Source organism: Pseudomonas matsuisoli, assembly GCF_014647635.1.
Lineage (GTDB): Bacteria > Pseudomonadota > Gammaproteobacteria > Pseudomonadales > Pseudomonadaceae > Pseudomonas_P > Pseudomonas_P matsuisoli.
On the sequence record NZ_BMPO01000006.1, the window covers coordinates 155,956 to 173,188 of the forward strand.

The 17,233-nt window shown below is 58.8% G+C and carries 19 protein-coding genes; 10 read left to right on the plus strand and 9 right to left on the minus strand.

The window, feature by feature from the left end; genetic code table 11:
• Positions 1 to 128 precede the first annotated feature (128 nt).
• Positions 129 to 1,619 (minus strand): MocR-like pyridoxine biosynthesis transcription factor PdxR, encoded by a 1,491-nt coding sequence (pdxR, locus tag IEY47_RS14020; protein WP_188983877.1) that lies wholly within the window; start codon positions 1,617 to 1,619, stop codon positions 129 to 131.
• Between the two features lie 198 nt (positions 1,620 to 1,817).
• Here pdxR and IEY47_RS14025 point away from each other — a divergent pair, with 198 nt between their 5' ends.
• From IEY47_RS14025 to IEY47_RS14045, 5 genes are all read left to right on the plus strand, one after another.
• Positions 1,818 to 2,714: a transporter substrate-binding domain-containing protein gene (locus tag IEY47_RS14025; protein WP_188983878.1), complete on the plus strand. Its 897-nt coding sequence runs from the start codon at positions 1,818 to 1,820 to the stop codon at positions 2,712 to 2,714.
• A gap of 52 nt (positions 2,715 to 2,766) precedes the next feature.
• Positions 2,767 to 3,408: an amino acid ABC transporter permease gene (locus IEY47_RS14030; protein ID WP_188983879.1), complete on the plus strand. Its 642-nt coding sequence runs from the start codon at positions 2,767 to 2,769 to the stop codon at positions 3,406 to 3,408.
• A gap of 21 nt (positions 3,409 to 3,429) precedes the next feature.
• Positions 3,430 to 4,092, plus strand: coding sequence for an amino acid ABC transporter permease (locus tag IEY47_RS14035; protein WP_188983880.1), 663 nt, complete (start codon positions 3,430 to 3,432; stop codon positions 4,090 to 4,092).
• The gene (locus IEY47_RS14040; RefSeq protein ID WP_188983881.1) at positions 4,085 to 4,843 is read left to right on the plus strand and encodes an amino acid ABC transporter ATP-binding protein; all 759 of its coding nucleotides are present in this window, start codon (positions 4,085 to 4,087) and stop codon (positions 4,841 to 4,843) included. Before IEY47_RS14035 ends, IEY47_RS14040 begins: the two co-directional genes overlap by 8 nt.
• A gap of 254 nt (positions 4,844 to 5,097) precedes the next feature.
• Entirely contained in the window at positions 5,098 to 5,859 is a 762-nt protein-coding gene (locus IEY47_RS14045; protein WP_188983882.1) for an SDR family oxidoreductase, read from the plus strand.
• Positions 5,860 to 6,136: 277 nt separating this feature from the next.
• On the opposite strand, the gene IEY47_RS14050 is transcribed toward IEY47_RS14045, so the two are convergent.
• The 4 genes from IEY47_RS14050 to IEY47_RS14065 all read right to left on the minus strand — a co-directional run bounded on the left by IEY47_RS14050 (position 6,137) and on the right by IEY47_RS14065 (position 9,974).
• Positions 6,137 to 6,871, minus strand: a complete 735-nt coding sequence (locus IEY47_RS14050; RefSeq protein WP_188983883.1) for a sulfite exporter TauE/SafE family protein — start codon at positions 6,869 to 6,871, stop codon at positions 6,137 to 6,139.
• 149 nt (positions 6,872 to 7,020) lie between these two features.
• Entirely contained in the window at positions 7,021 to 7,413 is a 393-nt protein-coding gene (locus IEY47_RS14055) for a GFA family protein (RefSeq protein WP_188983884.1), read from the minus strand.
• Between the two features lie 58 nt (positions 7,414 to 7,471).
• Positions 7,472 to 8,719 (minus strand): cyclic di-GMP phosphodiesterase, encoded by a 1,248-nt coding sequence (locus tag IEY47_RS14060; RefSeq protein ID WP_188983885.1) that lies wholly within the window; start codon positions 8,717 to 8,719, stop codon positions 7,472 to 7,474.
• Positions 8,720 to 8,864: 145 nt separating this feature from the next.
• Positions 8,865 to 9,974 carry a sensor histidine kinase gene (locus IEY47_RS14065; RefSeq protein ID WP_188983886.1) on the minus strand — a complete coding sequence of 370 codons (1,110 nt, stop codon included), beginning with the start codon at positions 9,972 to 9,974 and terminating at the stop codon, positions 8,865 to 8,867.
• A 259-nt stretch (positions 9,975 to 10,233) separates the two neighbouring features.
• Here IEY47_RS14065 and IEY47_RS14070 point away from each other — a divergent pair, with 259 nt between their 5' ends.
• Positions 10,234 to 10,737: a GNAT family N-acetyltransferase gene (locus IEY47_RS14070; protein WP_188983887.1), complete on the plus strand. Its 504-nt coding sequence runs from the start codon at positions 10,234 to 10,236 to the stop codon at positions 10,735 to 10,737.
• A gap of 50 nt (positions 10,738 to 10,787) precedes the next feature.
• Positions 10,788 to 11,261: a GNAT family N-acetyltransferase gene (locus IEY47_RS14075; protein ID WP_229779439.1), complete on the plus strand. Its 474-nt coding sequence runs from the start codon at positions 10,788 to 10,790 to the stop codon at positions 11,259 to 11,261.
• A gap of 256 nt (positions 11,262 to 11,517) precedes the next feature.
• On the opposite strand, the gene IEY47_RS14080 is transcribed toward IEY47_RS14075, so the two are convergent.
• Complete coding sequence (locus IEY47_RS14080) at positions 11,518 to 12,255, minus strand: hypothetical protein (protein ID WP_188983889.1); 738 nt, start codon at positions 12,253 to 12,255, stop codon at positions 11,518 to 11,520.
• A gap of 251 nt (positions 12,256 to 12,506) precedes the next feature.
• Here IEY47_RS14080 and IEY47_RS14085 point away from each other — a divergent pair, with 251 nt between their 5' ends.
• Complete coding sequence (locus IEY47_RS14085; protein WP_188983890.1) at positions 12,507 to 12,884, plus strand: COG4315 family predicted lipoprotein; 378 nt, start codon at positions 12,507 to 12,509, stop codon at positions 12,882 to 12,884.
• Between the two features lie 67 nt (positions 12,885 to 12,951).
• Here the strand turns inward: IEY47_RS14085 and IEY47_RS14090 are convergent, their stop codons facing one another.
• Entirely contained in the window at positions 12,952 to 13,761 is an 810-nt protein-coding gene (locus tag IEY47_RS14090; RefSeq protein WP_188983891.1) for a DsbA family protein, read from the minus strand.
• A 126-nt stretch (positions 13,762 to 13,887) separates the two neighbouring features.
• Between IEY47_RS14090 and IEY47_RS14095 the strand changes: the two genes are divergently transcribed.
• The gene (locus tag IEY47_RS14095; protein ID WP_188983892.1) at positions 13,888 to 14,436 is read left to right on the plus strand and encodes a glutathione peroxidase; all 549 of its coding nucleotides are present in this window, start codon (positions 13,888 to 13,890) and stop codon (positions 14,434 to 14,436) included.
• 46 nt (positions 14,437 to 14,482) lie between these two features.
• Here IEY47_RS14095 and IEY47_RS14100 read toward each other — a convergent pair whose 3' ends face one another.
• Positions 14,483 to 14,749, minus strand: a complete 267-nt coding sequence (locus tag IEY47_RS14100; protein WP_188983893.1) for a DksA/TraR family C4-type zinc finger protein — start codon at positions 14,747 to 14,749, stop codon at positions 14,483 to 14,485.
• Between the two features lie 54 nt (positions 14,750 to 14,803).
• Positions 14,804 to 15,667 carry an oxaloacetate decarboxylase gene (locus tag IEY47_RS14105; RefSeq protein WP_188983894.1) on the minus strand — a complete coding sequence of 288 codons (864 nt, stop codon included), beginning with the start codon at positions 15,665 to 15,667 and terminating at the stop codon, positions 14,804 to 14,806.
• A gap of 532 nt (positions 15,668 to 16,199) precedes the next feature.
• Here IEY47_RS14105 and IEY47_RS14110 point away from each other — a divergent pair.
• A complete protein-coding gene (locus IEY47_RS14110) occupies positions 16,200 to 17,162 on the plus strand; it encodes a lysylphosphatidylglycerol synthase transmembrane domain-containing protein (RefSeq protein WP_188983895.1) in 963 nt (320 codons plus the stop codon).
• Positions 17,163 to 17,233 lie beyond the last annotated feature (71 nt).

The following is a 17,233-nucleotide window of genomic DNA, read 5'->3' on the forward strand; positions in this document are numbered from 1 at the left end:
CCCTTGGTGGGATGCGGTTTGGCTTTAAACCGCAGGCGACTAAAGTCGCCCCTACAAGGGAGCGCTACCGTACCTGTAGGGGCGACTTCAGTCGCCTGCGCTCACAAGGAAAGACCATTCCCACCGAGTCACACCCCTTCCATCACCTCCGCCAAGGCTCTTATGCCTGGCCGGATGCGCTCTAGGTCGATGGCGTGGAATCCCAACCGCATGAAGTTCGACGGCGGAGCGTCGTCGAAGAAGAATTGCGCCCCCGATTCGATCAGCACGCTGCGTTGCGCTGCGGCCCAGGCCAGGCGTTGCGTGTCGACACCCGCAGGTGCCGCTAGCCAGAAGGCGCTCGCCCCTGAGCTGCCCATCTGGCGGCAACTGCCGAGCGCCTCGCTCAACGCTTGCTGCATGGCGTCGCGCCGGCGCCGGTGTTCCTCACGGAAGCGCCGAAGATGGGCATCGTAATGCCCTTGAGAAAGAAACTCCGCGAGCATGCGTTGATTGTTCAACGGGGGATGTCGGTACATGAGCCGCCGCAATGCGCGGAGCTCGTCGATGAGCTCCGCATCGGCCACGAGATAACCGATACGCAAACCCGGTGAAAACGCCTTGGATAAGCTGCTGAAATAAATGACGCGCCCATTGCTGTCACTGGCCTTGAGCGCCGGCAACGCGCCGTTGTCGATGTTGAACTCCGCGTCGTAGTCATCCTCGATGACGACTTGATCATGCGTGCGAATCTGCCGGAGTAGCGCACCGCGTCGCTCGCTGCTCATCGCGATCCCGGTCGGTACCTGATGGCCTGGCGTCACGTACAGGTAGCTGCAATCGTTCAGCCGCGCGTCGATGACCAATCCTTCTTCATCCACGTCCTGCAGCTGCACATCAGCGCCCTGCAACTCGAAAAGACTCAACGCGTCGCGAAAGCCGGGGTTTTCCATGCCGACCTTCACGCCCTTGGCCATGAGCAAAGTCGCCAGCAAATACAACGCGTTCTGCGACCCCAGGGTGACGAGGATTTCATCCGCCCGCGCCCAAATACCGCGCTTGGGCAACACGCGCGTACGCAACTGCTCGATCAGCATTTCGTCATCGCGATCGAAGCGGTCACGCATCCAGCACTGGTCGCGCTCGCTGCGCAGACTGTTGCGTGAAACTTCGCGCCACCGCTCGAGGGGAAACAGGTCTCGGATCGGCTGCCCGTAAACGAAAGGATAGGTAAAGCTGGCCCAATTGGTCGGCCGTAGAACGCCGTGCTTCAAGCCAGGATGCATACGCAAACGCGCGCCCCAGTTTGGTGCAGGATCGATCGAACTGTCCGCCGTATTTTCCGTCTTCGACAGCGGCGTAATGCGCAAGACCGGATCGGAAGCCATCGCATAATCCGGGTGCAGGAAGTAGCCGCTTCGAGGGCGACTGACCAGGTAACCGTTATCCAACAAGCTCTCGTAAACCAGTGCCACCGTATTGCGCGAGATGGAGAGTTGCTGCGACAGCCTGCGGCAGGACGGCAGCGGCTCGTTGGCGGGAAAGCCACCGCTCAGGATCGTGGAGACCAACGACTCGCGCAGTTGCTCCTGCAAGCCACGCTGCCGGTCGAAATCGAGATGGATGAAATGGTCGATCATGGCACGCCCTCCTGCTCTCTCCTGCGGTAGCAATTAGCACGCCACGGACGCTCAGCCGCGCTCGGTTCGTCGACTGGCCAGCCCTTTGCAAGGAACTGCACCTATCGCTGCGATCCGGCCGCTCTCTATGTTGAAAACGAAGCCGTGGTCGACTGCGAGCACGGCCAACCGAACACTGTCGACGACTGGAGCACCCACATGATGTATTCGAGCAAGGATTCGATGGCCGCGAAGTCGCGGGGGCTGGTACGTAAGATTGCCCTGGCCGGGTGCCTGTTATCGGCGTCACTGACGGCGTACGCCGACCTGTCCGACATCAAGAGCAAGGGCACGATGACGGTCGCCACCGAAGATGATTACGCGCCGTTCAATTACATCGTCGACGGCAAACCTGAGGGCTTTCACAAGGAGCTGCTCGAAGACCTGAAAACCTATGCCAAGGAACAAGGCTTCGATGTGAAGCAGGAAATCCTGCCGTGGACAGGTTTGCTCGCAGCGGTCTCTTCCGGCCAGTACGACATGGCCTTCACGGGTGCCCTGGTGACGGATGACCGCCTGCGCGTGTTCAACTTCGCCCCGCCGTTCGCCTCGGCCCAGCACTTCTTCGCCAAGCGCAAGGACGACAGCAGCATTACCGACGAGATGAAGAGCCTGTGCGGTAAGACCGTCGGCTTGCAGGCCGGCAGCGCCCTGCTTGCACGTCTGCCCGAACTCAAGGCCATGCTGGAAAAAGAAGGCTGTGCAACCGGCGACGTGGTCGAGTACCAGTCCTATCCGGAAGCCTACGCAGATCTCGCCAACGGTCGTCTCGACTATGTGATTAACGCGCTCATTTCCATCAATGACCTGGTGAAAACCCGTGGCGATACCTTCGCCAAAGGCTTCGCAGTTTCCGGCGACGGCTTCGCCGCCTGGCCGGTGCCGAAGAAAAGTCCGGAGCTGCTGGAGTTCCTCACCGGCTTCATGAACCACGTTCGCGACAACGGTCGCTTGGCCGAGCTGCAAACCAAATGGTTCGGCGAGGCGTTCCCCGCGATGCCGAAGACGCCCATCAGCAGCGTCGAACAATTCCACGAACTGGCCGGCATGAAGTGATCCACCCGCCCTCGGCATTCGCCGAGGGCTTGTTCACGAAACAGGAGACACCATGAACGGACAGGCCTGGATGTTGTTGTTGGAGGGTGCCTGGACCACTGTCTGGATCTCCGGAATCGCCATTGCGCTCGGCGTGGTCATTGGCCTGGTCATCGCAATGGTGCGCATGGCGCGCATCCCATTCATCGACCAAATTCTCGTGCTCTACGTGAGCCTTGCACGTGCCACTCCCCTGGTCACGCTGTCGCTTTTTCTCTTCCTGGCAACCCCCACCTTCGGGATCGCCATGGACCGCAATACCGCAGCGATACTCGCCCTGACGTTGAACACCGCAGCGTTCAACGCAGAAGTCTGGCGTTCGGCATTTCTCAGTTTTTCCCGCGAGCAAAAGGAAGCGGCCATGGCCTGTGGCATGACCAATGGCACGTTCTTTCGCCGCATCATGCTGCCGCAGATGTTCACCAGCAGCTTGCCGGGGCTGGTCAATGAGATGTCGTTTCTGATCAAGAGCAGCCCGGCCATCGCCGTCATCGGTGTGGTCGAACTGACCCGCGTCACCAACCGGATCACCGCCGTGACCTACGAGCCGCTACCACCGATCCTCGCGGCCGCGGTGCTGTACATGTTGATCATCGGCGCCCTGCTCAAACTGCAGGCGATCGCCGAGAAAAAAGCCAATCGCCTGGCAATGTGATCCATTGGGAGTCCGAGACGAATGAGCGAATGGAGCATTATCTGGGAGGCCCGCGACCTGTTTTTCGCGGGTATATGGAACACGCTGGTGTTGTTCGTGCTGTCGTTCGTGGCGGCGTTCGTTCTGGGTTGCGGAATGCTGTTCCTGCTGGAGGAGCGTACGCGTCTGTCGATCGTGCTGCGCTGGGTGATCAACCTGATGCGCATGTTGCCGTTCCTGATTCTCGCCTACCTCCTGTACTACGGTCTGCCGCAACTCGGTTTGCGCATGAGCGCCTGGACTGCGGGCCTCATCGCGCTGACGATCTACCACGCGGCCTATATCGCCGAGATCCTCCGCGGCGCCCGCATCGTGTTGCCGGCGGGTCAAATCGAGGCGGCGAAAGCACACGGGTTTCGCCCCTTCCGGCTGTTCTACCGCATTCTGCTGCCGCAACTGGTGATCAAGACGCGCCCGTTGCTGGGCAACCAGTTGATCTACGCACTCAAAGACACGGCGTTCCTCACCATCATCACCGTGCAGGAACTCACCGCCGCGGCGAATTCGGTCCAGGCGACCTATTTCATTCCGACCGAAGCCTTCGTGGTGGTCATCTTCTTCTACTGGATCATCAGCATCGCGCTGGAGCTTGCCCTGAAGTGGGCGGGCCGGTTCGGTGCCAAGCGAGGGTTCGAACATGTCTGACGCACCGGCAGTGCAGATTCATCGGTTGTCCAAGAGTTTTGGCGGTATCGAAGTCCTGCGTGATGTGGACCTGACCGTGTACAAGGGCGAGGTCGTCAGCGTGCTGGGTTCCTCTGGCTCCGGCAAGTCCACCATGTTGCGTTGTATCAACTGGTTGGAAGAGCCGGACAGGGGCACCATTCGCATTGCTGGTACCCGTATCGGTGTCGACGACAAGGGACGCAAGATGAACAATCGGGAGCTCGCCGCCATTCGTGCACGGACGGGGATGGTGTTCCAGAGCTTCAACCTGTGGCCGCACCTGACCGTGCTGCAAAACGTGATGGAGTCACCGATCCAGGTCAAAGGCATGCACAAAGACGAGGCGCACGCCGTTGCCAGCGCCCTGTTGGAGAAGGTCGGCATGGCGGAAAAAGCCGATGCCTACCCCTTCACGTTGTCCGGCGGCCAGAAGCAACGCGTGGCGATCGCACGCGCGCTGGCGATGAGCCCTGAAGTGATTCTGTTCGACGAGCCGACGTCGGCACTGGATCCGGAACGGGTAGGCGAAGTGCTGCAGGTGATGAAAAACCTGTCCGCCGAGGGCTACACCATGATCGTGGTCACCCATGAAATGGAATTCGCCCGTGCGGTGTCCGACCAGGTGGTGTTCCTGGAAAAGGGGCTGATCATCGAGAAAGCGGCGCCGGAAAAGTTCTTCACCAGGCCCGAGACCGAGCGGGTGCGCCGGTTTCTGGAGCTTTCGGCCTGAGAAGCTTCCCCATATAAAGAGAGCGGTTTCTACTAGGTCGCATCCAGGGATATGCCGGATACCCCTATCGTCAAATGTTATCAGGGGTCCTGTAGGAGCTAGCTTGCTGGCGATGCTCTTCAACAGAAGATCACCGCCGGCCAGCCACTACAAAAATGCATGCCCCTTTTTAAGCCGCAACACGCTATAAAAGGCCAGATTTCGAGCCGGTGCCGATGTGCGCCGGTCCAAACTCCCCCAGAACGAGGTCAATCATGAGCAATGTCGTTTTCATCACGGGTGCTACCTCCGGTTTCGGCCGTGCCACTGCGCGGCGCTTCGCCGAAGCGGGCTGGTCGCTGGTGCTGACAGGCCGTCGCAGCGAGCGTCTGGAAGAGCTCAAGGCCGAGCTGGGCGCCAAGGTTCCTGTCCATATCGCGACGCTGGACGTACGGGACGCAGAAGCCGTGAAGAAGGCAGTAGCCGACCTCCCCGCTGAGTTCGCCCAAATCAAGGCGCTGATCAACAATGCCGGCTTGGCCCTGGCGCCCCAACCCTCGCAGAACGTCGACCTCACCGACTGGCACACGATGATCGACACCAACATTACCGGCCTGGTCAACGTCACCCATGCCGTACTGCCAAAACTGCTCGAGACCGGTAAAGGCGCGAGCATCGTCAACCTCGGCTCCGTCGCAGGCGAGTGGCCTTATCCAGGCGGCCACGTGTACGGCGCGAGCAAGGCGTTCGTGAAGCAGTTCAGCTTCAACCTGCGTTGCGATCTGATCGCCACTGGCGTGCGCGTCACCGACATCGCCCCCGGCATGGCCGAGACCGAATTCACCCTCGTGCGCACGCGCGGCGACCAGGCTGCTTCCGACAAGCTCTATCAGGGCACGACGCCCCTGACGGCGGAAGACATTGCCGAGCAGATCTATTACGTCGCCACGCTGCCGGACCACATCAACATCAACCGCCTCGAGATCATGCCTTCCCGCCAGGCGTGGTCACCGTTCGCGGTCGATCGCGACAAATAAGCCGCGGTATTCGGCGGACGGTGGATCACGCCACGGCGTGGCTGATCCACCCCGGCATTGCTGGGCCTAGTCGCTAGTGTTTGTTCTGTATGAGCGAGCCATGTTCGCGATCGCTTTCGCGGCCAAGGCGGATGGCCGCCCCGCCGCTCCTACCAAAGCGCGCCGGACCTGTGAGGTTTCAGACACGCAGGGCTTCCACTGTTTACCGCGAAGTCTCTGCGATGAGGTGAGCGGTGGGCTGCGCCTTGGGGCGGCTAATTCACCCTACCTTGCTGATTTACCCGCCATACCAATAAAGCTTCCACAGCCCTGAACACAGGACGATGGAGGACATGACGACGAGCAGCCCACCGACCGCCCAGCGCAATGAAACGGGAGGCCATCGCCGATACAGCCATTGACCGGCCAGATTCCCAAGCAATGCGGGCAGCAACAGCGTCAGGGCCAGCGATGCATGGCTATGATGCAATGCGTCGAACAACCAGAAGCCCAACAGCGATACCGTGCTGGTAACGGCGAAGAAGACGACGGCCACGGCGCGAAGCCGAATGGGGTCAAGGCCGCTTCGTAGCAGGTACAGGATCAGCGGCGGCCCTCCCGAAGACGCCAACGACATCGCCAAACCCGCGAGCACGCCTGCTGGCAAGGCCATATGGCTGGAAGCAGGGCCTGCGGAGACCACGGGCCGCCACAAAACAAGTACCCCGCCAATCAGGCAGAACAACCCCACCAGCGGCGTCATCCAGAGCGCAGGCACGTGGCTGAGCATGGCCGTTCCCAGAGGAATCGCCAGCAACATTCCGCCGATCAAGCGCATCCCGATCGGGCGATGAAACGCCTTGATTGCGGACGGCCACAGGCTGAAGCTCGCTGCGACGTCTAGCATCAAGGCCACGGGTACGGCTTCTGCAGGCGAATACCGCAGCAGCAGGCCGAGCGACAACAGCATGGCAAACCCGAAACCGCTGTAACCCCGCACGAGCCCCGCGAAGAATGCAAGACACACCAACATGTTCGCTGACTCCCGGCACGACTCCGCCATTAGGCAATGCTCAATACCCCGCGCCTAGAGCCAGTGGACAAGATCGCCGGGGTCAGTCCGGCGTTCGCCAAAAGAGGCTGCGCGACCGATCCGGAATCAAGTACGTAAGCCTCGGACGTTCACTCTTCGAAACACCCCGACGCATCGCGATCCCGCGCATATTGCCTTTTGAGTGGGAATGACGGGAGCCAGGCCTCGCGCCGAATGACCCAGCTTTCGTAGGTTGGCATCAGCTGATCTGGCGCATCGAGGGAACCGAGATTCACTTCTATTTCATCCGCCGTACGTGCGAATACGGACGAGCCGCAACGCGGGCAAAAATGCCGCCCGGCAAAGTGATGTGTTTCGCCCTCGACCGCCACGGCATCCAGGGGAAATACGGCTGCGGCGTAAAAAAGGGCGCCGTGGTGTTTACGGCAATCGAGGCAATGACATAGGCCGACACGGTACGGCTGGCCCGATGCGAGTAAGCGAACGCTGCCACAAAGGCAGCCACCTGCGAATGTATCCATTGCGCAATTCCTCCGAACAGCGGCACTCCTGTAGGCGCGACCGGGCGGCGATCACTCATCAACCGAACAACGATCCCTGTCCCATCGGCATCCCAGACCAGATTTCGTCCACGTTCTTCAAGCCCCATGCCTCGGCAGACTCAACGCCAACGATCTTGTCATTGACCATGGGTTTCGCGAGATCGACGACCTGCTGGGGGATGGGCACTTTCGAGCGCGCCGATAGAAAAACCCGGACCCGCGGCATCAACAACGACTTCTCATTCTGCTCCAGCACCACGCCCAGTCGGCCACTTTCCAGACGCACCAGCGAGCCCACCGGATAAATGCCTACGCTTTTGACGAAGGCCTTGAACACCTGGGTATCGAAATGCCCCTTCCACTCAGCCATCTTGCGAATGGCCTCGGCCGGATTCCAGCCACGGTTGTAGGCGCGGTTCGAGGTAACAGCGTCGTACACGTCGCACACCGCGCCCATCCGGGCGAATAAACTGATCGCGTCGCCCTGGAGACGGTGTGGATACCCACTGCCGTCCACTTTCTCGTGGTGATGAAGGCAAACATCGATAACGGTCGCCATCAAACCACTACCTTGTTGCAACAAGCGGGCGCCTGCCTCTGGGTGTCCGCGCACGACAGCGAACTCTGCGTCAGTGAGCTTGCCTGGTTTGTTCAAAATGCTGAGGGGGATGACCATCTTGCCGAGGTCGTGCAGCAGGCCCGCCATTCCCGCTTCGCGGACCTGATCGGCGTTCAACCCCATCTGCCGGGCAAGCGCGATCATCAACGCACAAACGGCCACCGAGTGCATGTAGGTGTACTCGTCGCTCGTTTTTAGACGTGCCAGGCTGATGAGCGCACTTTGATTACGCATCACCGATTGGGAAATGTCCTCGACCAACGCCAGGGCTTGTTCGGTATCGACTGCCTTACCCATTCGGGCGTCACTGAACATGCTCATGACGGCACCCTTGGCGCGCCGGCAAAGTGCGAGCGATCGACGCGCCTCATCCTCAAAATCGACTTGTAGCGGCTCGGGTGCAGAGGAAACAACGGGCGCCACATCGGCCAACAGCGCATTAGTGGATGCAGTGACTGCTTCGCTGCTTTCGCCACACCCGACATCCCTACCCTTCTCGGTATCGATCCAAAGCTCGGTGATGCCACACTCGCGAATGCGTTGCAGATCTTTCGGCTGATCGACGACAAACTTGGCTTTCCAGAAAGGATGATCCATCCAGGAACCGCAAAACTCCTGGACGTACATACCGAGCTGGAGGTCGGTGACTTGAATACGCTTTAGCATGGAGAGGCGTCAGAAATGGGGGAGATCGAAAGCGCGCATCATGGCTGATCGATATCAGGCTGAACAGGTCAGGCAAGTGCCGGAAACCGTCATTCGTCGGAGGCATTCGAATTAAGCATGGATACACGCACTTGCCGACCGCTCCTTAACGAGTGAATCGCAGCCGGCACTCCACGCCAGGGCTCAACGCCTTCAACTCGGCTTCGGAACCGATCTGTTTTGCCAGCGAGGTAATCAGCTTCATACCCAACGAGCGTGAGGTATGGATATCGAAGCCCTGCGGTAGCCCCACACCCTCATCCCAGACACGCAACTCGAAGCGCTGATCGCGCTCGGCGAGCGAAAGCCATACCGTCCCTGCACCTGCACCTGGATACGCGTACTTCAAGGCGTTGGTAATCAACTCATTGACGATCAGCGATAGCGGTATCGCTTTGTCCAGTGAAACGTAAACGGGAACGGTATCGACCTCGAAGCGCACTTTGGCGGACACCGTATCCCTCAAGCCGTCGATGAGCGAGTCGAGGAAGACACTAAGGTCCACCGACTCGGTATCTGACGCTTGATAAAGCTTCTCGTGCATCAAGGCAATGCTCGAAATACGTGCTTGGGTGTCCATAAGCGCTTTTTTGGCGATCGGATTGGTAAGTCGCCGCGCCTGCAACTGGATCAAAGAGCTGATCAGTTGCAGATTGTTCTTCGTACGGTGATTGACTTCCTGGAGCAGCAAATCCTTCTGCGCCAGCAATTCATTCTTCTGCGAGATCGCAAGCCGCAGCTCCATCTGTGCGAGCACTTGGTCAGCGAGCGTCTTTAGCGCCTTGCGCTGGCTACCTGATAGCTCCCGAGGGCGGCGATCGAGTACGCATAGCGTGCCTATGCCTTGACCATTCGGATCTTCCAGTAGGCAACCTGCATAAAAACGCAGCCCTGAGTCTTTGTTGACCAAAGGGTTAAAACAGAGACGCTGGTCGTCTCGCATATCCTCAATGACCGTGATACCCGGCTGCAGCAACACGTGGCGGCAAATCGAGATGTCGAGCGGCGTTTCGCGGATCCCCAACCCGACCTCAGCCTTGAACCACTGGCGATGCCCCTCGATAAGATTGATCACCGAAATAGGGGCTTCACAAATACTGGCGGCGAGCTCCACCAGTTGATCGAAAGCGGGCTCGCGCGGCGTGTCCAGTATCTGATAGCGATACAGTGCGGCCAGACGCTCCGGGGATTGAGTGGAGTCTTGATCGTCCAACATGAAGGGTCTCGAAACGGGCAAATCTGAGGTGGACCAGAAGCATTCGCCTACCGCGAGACTGCACCTTTGCGTCCAGATTTTAGGGCGTTGCCACTGAAACGGACGGCGGTCATGCTATCAGTTTCGAACGCAGCGGCGCTGTCTGAACGTCGAACTTTACCGTTCCTCCCGCTTACTATTGATGAACGGTGTACTTTCATGGAAACAGGTAGCAATAGCTCCCGTTTCTTCCTCGATCCAATGCCTGACGGAATCACACATGCACATTCGCGACGCACTGGAAGCCGATCTGAAAGGCATCCGCGAGATTTATAACGAAGCTGTGGAAAACAGCACCGCGATATGGAATGACACGTCGGTCGATCTTGAAAACCGTAAAGCGTGGTTTGCCGAGCGGCGTGCGAACGGCTTTCCCGTGCTGGTCGCCACCGACGATAACGACAGCGTGCTCGGTTACGCGACCTATGGGCCATGGCGCCCGCACGATGGTTTCCGGCATACGGTCGAGCACTCGGTATACGTTCGCGAAGGACAGCGCGGCAGCGGAATCGGCCGCGCGCTGATGGAAACCTTGATCGACCTCGCGCGCCAGGATGGCAAGCATGTAATGGTGGGTGCTATCGAAAGCGCCAATCGCGGTTCGATTCATCTTCATCAGCAGCTGGGCTTCCTGCATGTGGGACAGCTGCGCGAGGTCGGAACGAAGTTCGGACGTTGGCTAGACTTAACATTCATGCAGCTCAACCTCGAGCCGCGCGCTTGATGCGCATACGCCAGCTAGACGCTCGCGCGTTCGATATCTCACGTGACGCCATGACCTCGCTGCTACGCGACAGCGTTGCGGCGGGAGCTTCAATTGGCTTCTTGGCGAATGTGACGGACGAAGAGTTGGCTCGCTACCTGAACGAGGTAGGCGAACGACTTTCCCGGGGTGACCTTGTGGTTTGGGCCGCCGAGCGCGAAGAAGCGCTCGTTGGCTCGGTCCAACTGTCGCTGATAACAAAAGCCAACGGCCTGAACCGAGCGGAAGTGCAAAAGCTCCTCGTCCACTCCCGCGCTCGGCGTCTCGGCATTGCAACCGCCCTGATGCAAGCCGTTGAACGCCATGCACGCGGAATCGGTCGGCGGTTACTGTATCTCGATACCCTCGCTCACTCGGATGCCGAGCGCCTCTATCAACGGCTTGCATACCAACGGGTAGGCGAAATCCCGGACTATGCGGCTGATCCAAAAGGCCACTACTGCGCAACTGCCCTTTATTACAAGCAACTTACCCACATGGATTAACGTCGCCTTCCGCCTACGACGAAATACGTCTTCTTACTATAGGAGGCGCCGCGCTGTCGCGCAGCAGACAGGGACATGGCAGTGAGTGCAGACCTTGTGGGAGCGGGCCATGCCCGCGATGAAGTTGTGCACATGCCAATCGCGAGCATGGCTAATCGCAGCCCGGCTCGCTCCCACATGGGCTATCTATACCGCTTCAGTTTTTCCCCTAAAAATCAACGAGATACTTTTTTGATAGGAGCGGGTCACGCTTAATTTAGATGGGGAAATTGCTGTACCGCGCAACGTGTTTCTGCCCTTCGCTGTCGATGAAGGTCAGCTCGCGGTTGTTCTCCATGTTGGTAAGTTCGTCCTTCTGCTCATGGTCGTAGTAACGGTTGATGACCATGTCGAGATAGTCCGAAAAGAAAAAGTGGAGGACTGGTGGCGGAGTGGTGGTGCCTGCGATGTTGGAATCGCAGCGATATTGGTGGATGTCGCCAGGGAGCCGGGAAACCAGGGTCTCCGCCTTCACCGTTTCGACGAACTGACAGTCACGCTCGACTCGGAGTTGTCCGCCCGGAGCTGACGCGACGACCGTCTCGCTGACGATACGGAAGTTTCCGCGTGGGAAAGTGGCGTCTTCCTGATACTCGAGTTCGCCGAGTTCGTACTCGTCGTCAATGGAGAGGAAGCCATGAAAGGCCTGAAGGATGCGTTTTTCGACAGCTGGCCCTTCGATTTGTCCAGCGCCGTAACCATCCCGCCGTGCTACCTCGGCGTAGTTCCCCTCACGCTGGACACGCTGGATGATCTTGTAATTGGGATAGCTGACATCGATGTCTAACGAAATGAAGTGCTCGTTGCCCGCCGCCGAGTGGGCGCTCTCTTCGGTATAACGCTTAGCACCGTCGCTGAAACGCACCCACTCAGGCAGAACCCCACCTGACGCCGCACCAGCCTGAGCGGCCCAAAATCCCGCCATTACCGCGCATACGATGCCGCATCGCCTCATGAAGATCATCCTGTCCTGCGCTCATCCAATGGGGCATTCAACCCAATATCCCTAGGCCATTCAAGCAGTTTGGACGCCCACCAAGAGGCGCTCTACGAAAAGATAGGCCACTGTTCTCTATACGGCTATCGATCGCATGGAAGGGTTCAATGCTTAGTGGCAATGGAGAGAGCGTGGAACGTCTCTCTCCCCGTCGAAGTCCGAAAATGAGCAATGCAAGTTTTTATACAACGTGAACAACAAGGACTCTTATGAAACTTCATTACTTGCTCGCGGGCGCGCTGCTCGCTACTGCCGGAACCGCGTTCGCTCAAGACCACGCAGGCGCACCCGGCATGGAAAAAGACGGCATCCTCGTCGACCATAAGGGTATGACGCTGTACACCTACGACAAGGACGACGACGGCAAGTCGATGTGCAACGACAAATGCGCGGAAAACTGGCCTCCGCTAAAAGCCGAGCACGGCGCGAAGCCGATGGGTGAGTGGACGATCATCACCCGCAACGACGGCTCGATGCAGTGGGCCTACGACGGCGATCCGCTTTACACCTATGCCAAGGATGCCAAAGCTGGGGACCGTACTGGCGACGGTAAAGCGGACGGTGATTGGGACATTGCCGAGCCCTGATCAGCGGCAATTCGGCACAAAAAAGCCCCGATGCGCTTGCGCACATCGGGGCTTTTTCAATCGCGAATCATTTGCTGGCTTTGTCGATCGCCTGCTGCAGCGTCGCGAGATCGGCAGCACCAGGCACAACAGTTACGTTGTCGGCATTGGCACCTTTGATCGGCAATACGATAAAGGTGGGCGTCCCCGAAACACCGACGTTCGAGCCGAGTGTCATGTGTTTTTGCAGTTGTGTATCCAGTGCGTCAGCGTTCTTTTTCACGTCATCCAGCGAGACGCCCGCAGTCTTGGCTACCTGTTCGATATCGGTCCCGGTCAGCTTGCCTTCGTTCTTGCCCGTCGCGTAAAGACCGTTGTGGTACTTCACGTAGGCATCGGCACCCTTGCTCTTGAACACTTGCAGGCCGGCTTCAGCGGCTAGCGTGGAGGCAGGCCAGCGGGAGCCGAAGATGGGGAATTCCTTGAAGACGAAGCGAACGTTCTCGTTCTTCTCCATCAATTGCTCGACGGCGCTGGACATCTTGAAACAGTAGATGCATTGGTAGTCGAAGAACTGTACGACGGCGACTTTGGCGTTCTTAGGGCCTGTGGCAGGCGTGGCAGCATCACTGGTCAGTTCGGACGCCGACTTGATGGCGCCCTGCAGCATCTGCTCGGTTTGTTGCTGTTGTTGCTTCTGTTGCAACGCCTGGCTGACCTGAACCAGGACCTCCGGGTGATCGATCAGGTACTGTGCGGCAATCTTGCCGATCGCGTCCTGTTGAGCCGCATCGAAATCACCAGCGGCAGCCTGCGCAAGCGCAGAACGCTCGCCAGCGACCAGCATCGCCGCAGCGGCCATGAGAGCGAACAGGGTTTGACGATTGAATACGGACATCGTACTTCCTTTAAAAAGGCACATGAACACGCCGCGAGTGCAGCGCAAAGCAGCGCCATACTAGGCGCAAAGAGGTACAAGCGTCGAGCCGACGCAGAGCCGCCCCACATCGACCAGGAGAACCCTATGACCACGCTACATGAGATACCGGTAACCACCATCGACGGCGCGGCGACGTCACTGTCCCACTATCAGGGCAAGGTGCTATTGATCGTCAACGTTGCATCGAAATGCGGGCTTACCAAGCAATACGAGGCGCTGCAATCGCTCTACGAGCAGCGCAAAGACGCAGGCCTCGAAGTCCTCGGCTTTCCCGCGAATGACTTCAAGGAACAGGAGCCTGGGAGCGATGAAGAGATCAAAACGTTTTGCAGCACCACGTATGAAGTGACATTCCCGCTGTTTTCGAAAGTGTCCGTGGTCGGCGAAGACAAGCATCCGCTGTTTGCAGCGCTCACGGCTGCCAAACCGAATGCCACCGGCGAAGGCCCCATGCGCGAAAAACTCAAGGGCTACGGCATAGAAGCCAATCCCGTTCCGGAGGTGCAGTGGAATTTCGAAAAATTTCTGGTTAGCCGCGAGGGGGAAGTGATCGAGCGCTTCGCGCCCGATGTGACACCGGACGACGCCCGACTGGTCAACGCCATTGAAGCCGCACTGGCGCGTAGCGCCTGATCCGACCTTTGTCAGACGCACGTCGTCGGCCAGCGCCGACGGGTGCTCATCTCAACTGACTGTCTTTACTGCCGCGGCGGTTATAGCCGCCAGCGGCGGAATGCGTCTTGTCGTACTCGACCTGACATCTGATGCACAAGCGCACACCTGGGACCGCCTTTCGGCGCGCCTCCGGTATCTCGCTGTCACACTCCTCGCAGAATTTCAGGCTCTCGCCTCGCCTGATCTGGCTACGCGCACGCTGGACGGCGTCATCCACCGTGCTGTCGATCTGGTCCTGTACCGCACCGTCATGCGCCCAACCAGTTGCCATGTCGCGCCCTCCGCGCCTGAGTTCTGGACAAGCCCCCGGGCGCGGCCGCGTTGCTTACTCTTTCACGTCCATGTATTCGCGGGCCCAAATCCGATACTCGTCCGGGTGGGTGTACTTCTTTGACAGCTCGGACGCGCTAAGGTCCGACGCATCGACTTCGCGTTGCTCGCGCAGGCAATCATAGGTCGCCTTGATCGCGGCGAAGTACGCAGCATGTCCGTTGACCACAATGCGTACGCCCAGCTTGGCCAGACGTGCGTTATCACGCAATTTCGGATTGCCATACGTCACCAGCATCAGCGGGACGCTCAGATGCCGGGCGATGGCTTCGAGATGCTCGAAATCATCGATGCCGACCATGCAAATACCGTCAGCACCTGCGGCTTGGTAAGCGCGCGTGCGCTGAATCACTTCGTCGACGCCGAGCACACCGGCGTTGGTGCGAGCGATGATCGCAAGATCTGGATCGGTCCGCGCCTCAATTGCCGCGCGAATCTTGCCGACGGCTTCTTCGACCGAAATGAGATCGGTCGACTTGTGACCAAACTGCGCCGGCAGCAACGTATCTTCAATGGTCAGCGCCGCGATGCCAGCACGTTCGAGTTCAACGACCGTGCGCATCACGTTGAGCGCGTTACCGTAGCCATGATCCGCATCAGCGATGACGGGCAGGCGCGCCACGCGCCCGATCCGTACGGCTTGCTCGACGAATTCGCTCAAAGTAATCAGCGCGAAATCCGGAGCGGCGAGCACTTGCAGAGAGGCGACCGAGCCGCCGAGGATACCGACTTCGAAACCCAGATCTGCGGCGATACGCGCCGACATCGGGTCAAAAACGGATGCCGTGTGATAACACGCATCGGAATTGAAAAGCGCGCGGAACGCGTCGCGAAGTTCTTGGTGGGAAGCTCTATGCATGGCAGTAATCCACTACGACTGTCAGTTCTGTTTTCGTCTTTAGCCCACTATTACAGCAAAAGCCGTACCGCTGCCCCCGTCGCCAGGCAGCCATGAGGCAGGGCTCGCCGCTCGACCAGAGCTTGCGTCAGTGGCGGTTATTGGCCATTTTAGCCTGCGAATATGGCGATAAAGCGCCACCTACGACCACTTATAACCGATGCAAAAAACGCATCGCCGCATAACCCGTTACAATCCTGACCAGCATCTTAAATGCAGGAACGAGCCGCGATAGCGGGTCAATCAATCGAACCATTCTTCCCGAAAAGAAGTCAGGACGAAACAACCGGTAACGCCGAAGCGAGGCTTTCAAGTTGCTGACATCGATAGGCTCCGAGATACTTCCGGCGGCAAAAATCCTGTCGATTTCCAGCAGCGTAGGCTTCAAACACGACGAGGCTTTGGGGTCTGCTGCTGAATCACGAGCACAGCACTACAGACCTCTACAAATTACGCCGAACGCAATTGTGGTCAGGTTCGAGGTTTTTCTTTGATGATCAAACGCAGTGACGCAGTCTGGACGTTGATCGGCCTTTTTGCGGTCGTTCTGTCCTGCTATCTGCTCTACAAGGAAGTACGAAATATCTCCCTTGAGGAGCTCAAGGAAAGCCTTTACGCGATCCCTCTGACGGGCTGGGTCTGTTCGGGTTTGGCCACCCTTGGCGCGTATTGCGCGCTGGCCTGGTACGACCGCATTGCAATCGCTCACCTCGGTCGGAAAATTTCGTGGTGGTTCATCACCCTTTGCTCCTTCACGACCTACGCGTTGGCCCATAACATCGGCGCATCGGTTTTCTCCGGTGCTCTAGTGCGCTACCGGGCCTACCGGACGAAGGGTATCTCTCCCCACGAGATCGGCGTACTCATCGTCTTCTGCTCATTCACGTTCGCCCTCGGCACGATTCTCGCCGCCGGTTGCGTACTGGTGGCCAAGCCCTCGCTCATTCAGCGTGTAGGAACGGACATCGGCCCCTGGGTTTCGATCGGGGTTGGGGTGTTTCTGCTCGCGCTCGTCGCGCTCTACGTTCTGGGCTCGTGGCTGCAGTTCAAACCGTGGAATTGGGGCAAGTTCCGCTTGGAATACCCACGGTTGAAGATCGTGCGCCGCCAGCTGCTGGCGGGCCCGCTCGAGCTGGCCTGCGCGGCGGCCATCATTTATTTCGCTCTGCCGGCTCAGGACAACCCGGGCTATCTCGTGATCCTGGGTGTATTCCTCGCATCTTTTTCGCTCGCACTGCTTTCCCACGCGCCAGGTGGTCTGGGCGTACTGGAAGTGACCTTCATCGCCGCGCTACCTGAGCTGCGAACCGCGGACGTGCTCGCAGCGCTCATCGTTTTCCGCGGTTTCTATCTGCTCTTACCGTTCGCGCTGTCCCTGTTCGTCGTACTGGGATTCGAATGGCACCAGTGGCGAGGCCGGCGTCAGATCCAGCAAAACATCCCAGGCGATTCCTAAACCCGGCGGGGTCTGGTCCACGGATGCCGTGCTTGGCGCGCAGCTCGCAACTCGCCGCAACAGCCCCTACA

Bases quoted from the DNA above. Each gene is read 5' to 3' on its own strand.
- pdxR (WP_188983877.1), bottom strand. From the start codon at position 1,619: ATGATCGACCATTTCATCCATCTCGATTTCGACCGGCAGCGTGGCTTG.
- IEY47_RS14025 (WP_188983878.1), top strand. From the start codon at position 1,818: ATGATGTATTCGAGCAAGGATTCGATGGCCGCGAAGTCGCGGGGGCTG.
- IEY47_RS14030 (WP_188983879.1), top strand. From the start codon at position 2,767: ATGAACGGACAGGCCTGGATGTTGTTGTTGGAGGGTGCCTGGACCACT.
- IEY47_RS14035 (WP_188983880.1), top strand. From the start codon at position 3,430: ATGAGCGAATGGAGCATTATCTGGGAGGCCCGCGACCTGTTTTTCGCG.
- IEY47_RS14040 (WP_188983881.1), top strand. From the start codon at position 4,085: ATGTCTGACGCACCGGCAGTGCAGATTCATCGGTTGTCCAAGAGTTTT.
- IEY47_RS14045 (WP_188983882.1), top strand. From the start codon at position 5,098: ATGAGCAATGTCGTTTTCATCACGGGTGCTACCTCCGGTTTCGGCCGT.
- IEY47_RS14050 (WP_188983883.1), bottom strand. From the start codon at position 6,871: ATGTTGGTGTGTCTTGCATTCTTCGCGGGGCTCGTGCGGGGTTACAGC.
- IEY47_RS14055 (WP_188983884.1), bottom strand. From the start codon at position 7,413: ATGGATACATTCGCAGGTGGCTGCCTTTGTGGCAGCGTTCGCTTACTC.
- IEY47_RS14060 (WP_188983885.1), bottom strand. From the start codon at position 8,719: ATGCTAAAGCGTATTCAAGTCACCGACCTCCAGCTCGGTATGTACGTC.
- IEY47_RS14065 (WP_188983886.1), bottom strand. From the start codon at position 9,974: ATGTTGGACGATCAAGACTCCACTCAATCCCCGGAGCGTCTGGCCGCA.
- IEY47_RS14070 (WP_188983887.1), top strand. From the start codon at position 10,234: ATGCACATTCGCGACGCACTGGAAGCCGATCTGAAAGGCATCCGCGAG.
- IEY47_RS14075 (WP_229779439.1), top strand. From the start codon at position 10,788: ATGACCTCGCTGCTACGCGACAGCGTTGCGGCGGGAGCTTCAATTGGC.
- IEY47_RS14080 (WP_188983889.1), bottom strand. From the start codon at position 12,255: ATGAGGCGATGCGGCATCGTATGCGCGGTAATGGCGGGATTTTGGGCC.
- IEY47_RS14085 (WP_188983890.1), top strand. From the start codon at position 12,507: ATGAAACTTCATTACTTGCTCGCGGGCGCGCTGCTCGCTACTGCCGGA.
- IEY47_RS14090 (WP_188983891.1), bottom strand. From the start codon at position 13,761: ATGTCCGTATTCAATCGTCAAACCCTGTTCGCTCTCATGGCCGCTGCG.
- IEY47_RS14095 (WP_188983892.1), top strand. From the start codon at position 13,888: ATGACCACGCTACATGAGATACCGGTAACCACCATCGACGGCGCGGCG.
- IEY47_RS14100 (WP_188983893.1), bottom strand. From the start codon at position 14,749: ATGGCAACTGGTTGGGCGCATGACGGTGCGGTACAGGACCAGATCGAC.
- IEY47_RS14105 (WP_188983894.1), bottom strand. From the start codon at position 15,667: ATGCATAGAGCTTCCCACCAAGAACTTCGCGACGCGTTCCGCGCGCTT.
- IEY47_RS14110 (WP_188983895.1), top strand. From the start codon at position 16,200: ATGATCAAACGCAGTGACGCAGTCTGGACGTTGATCGGCCTTTTTGCG.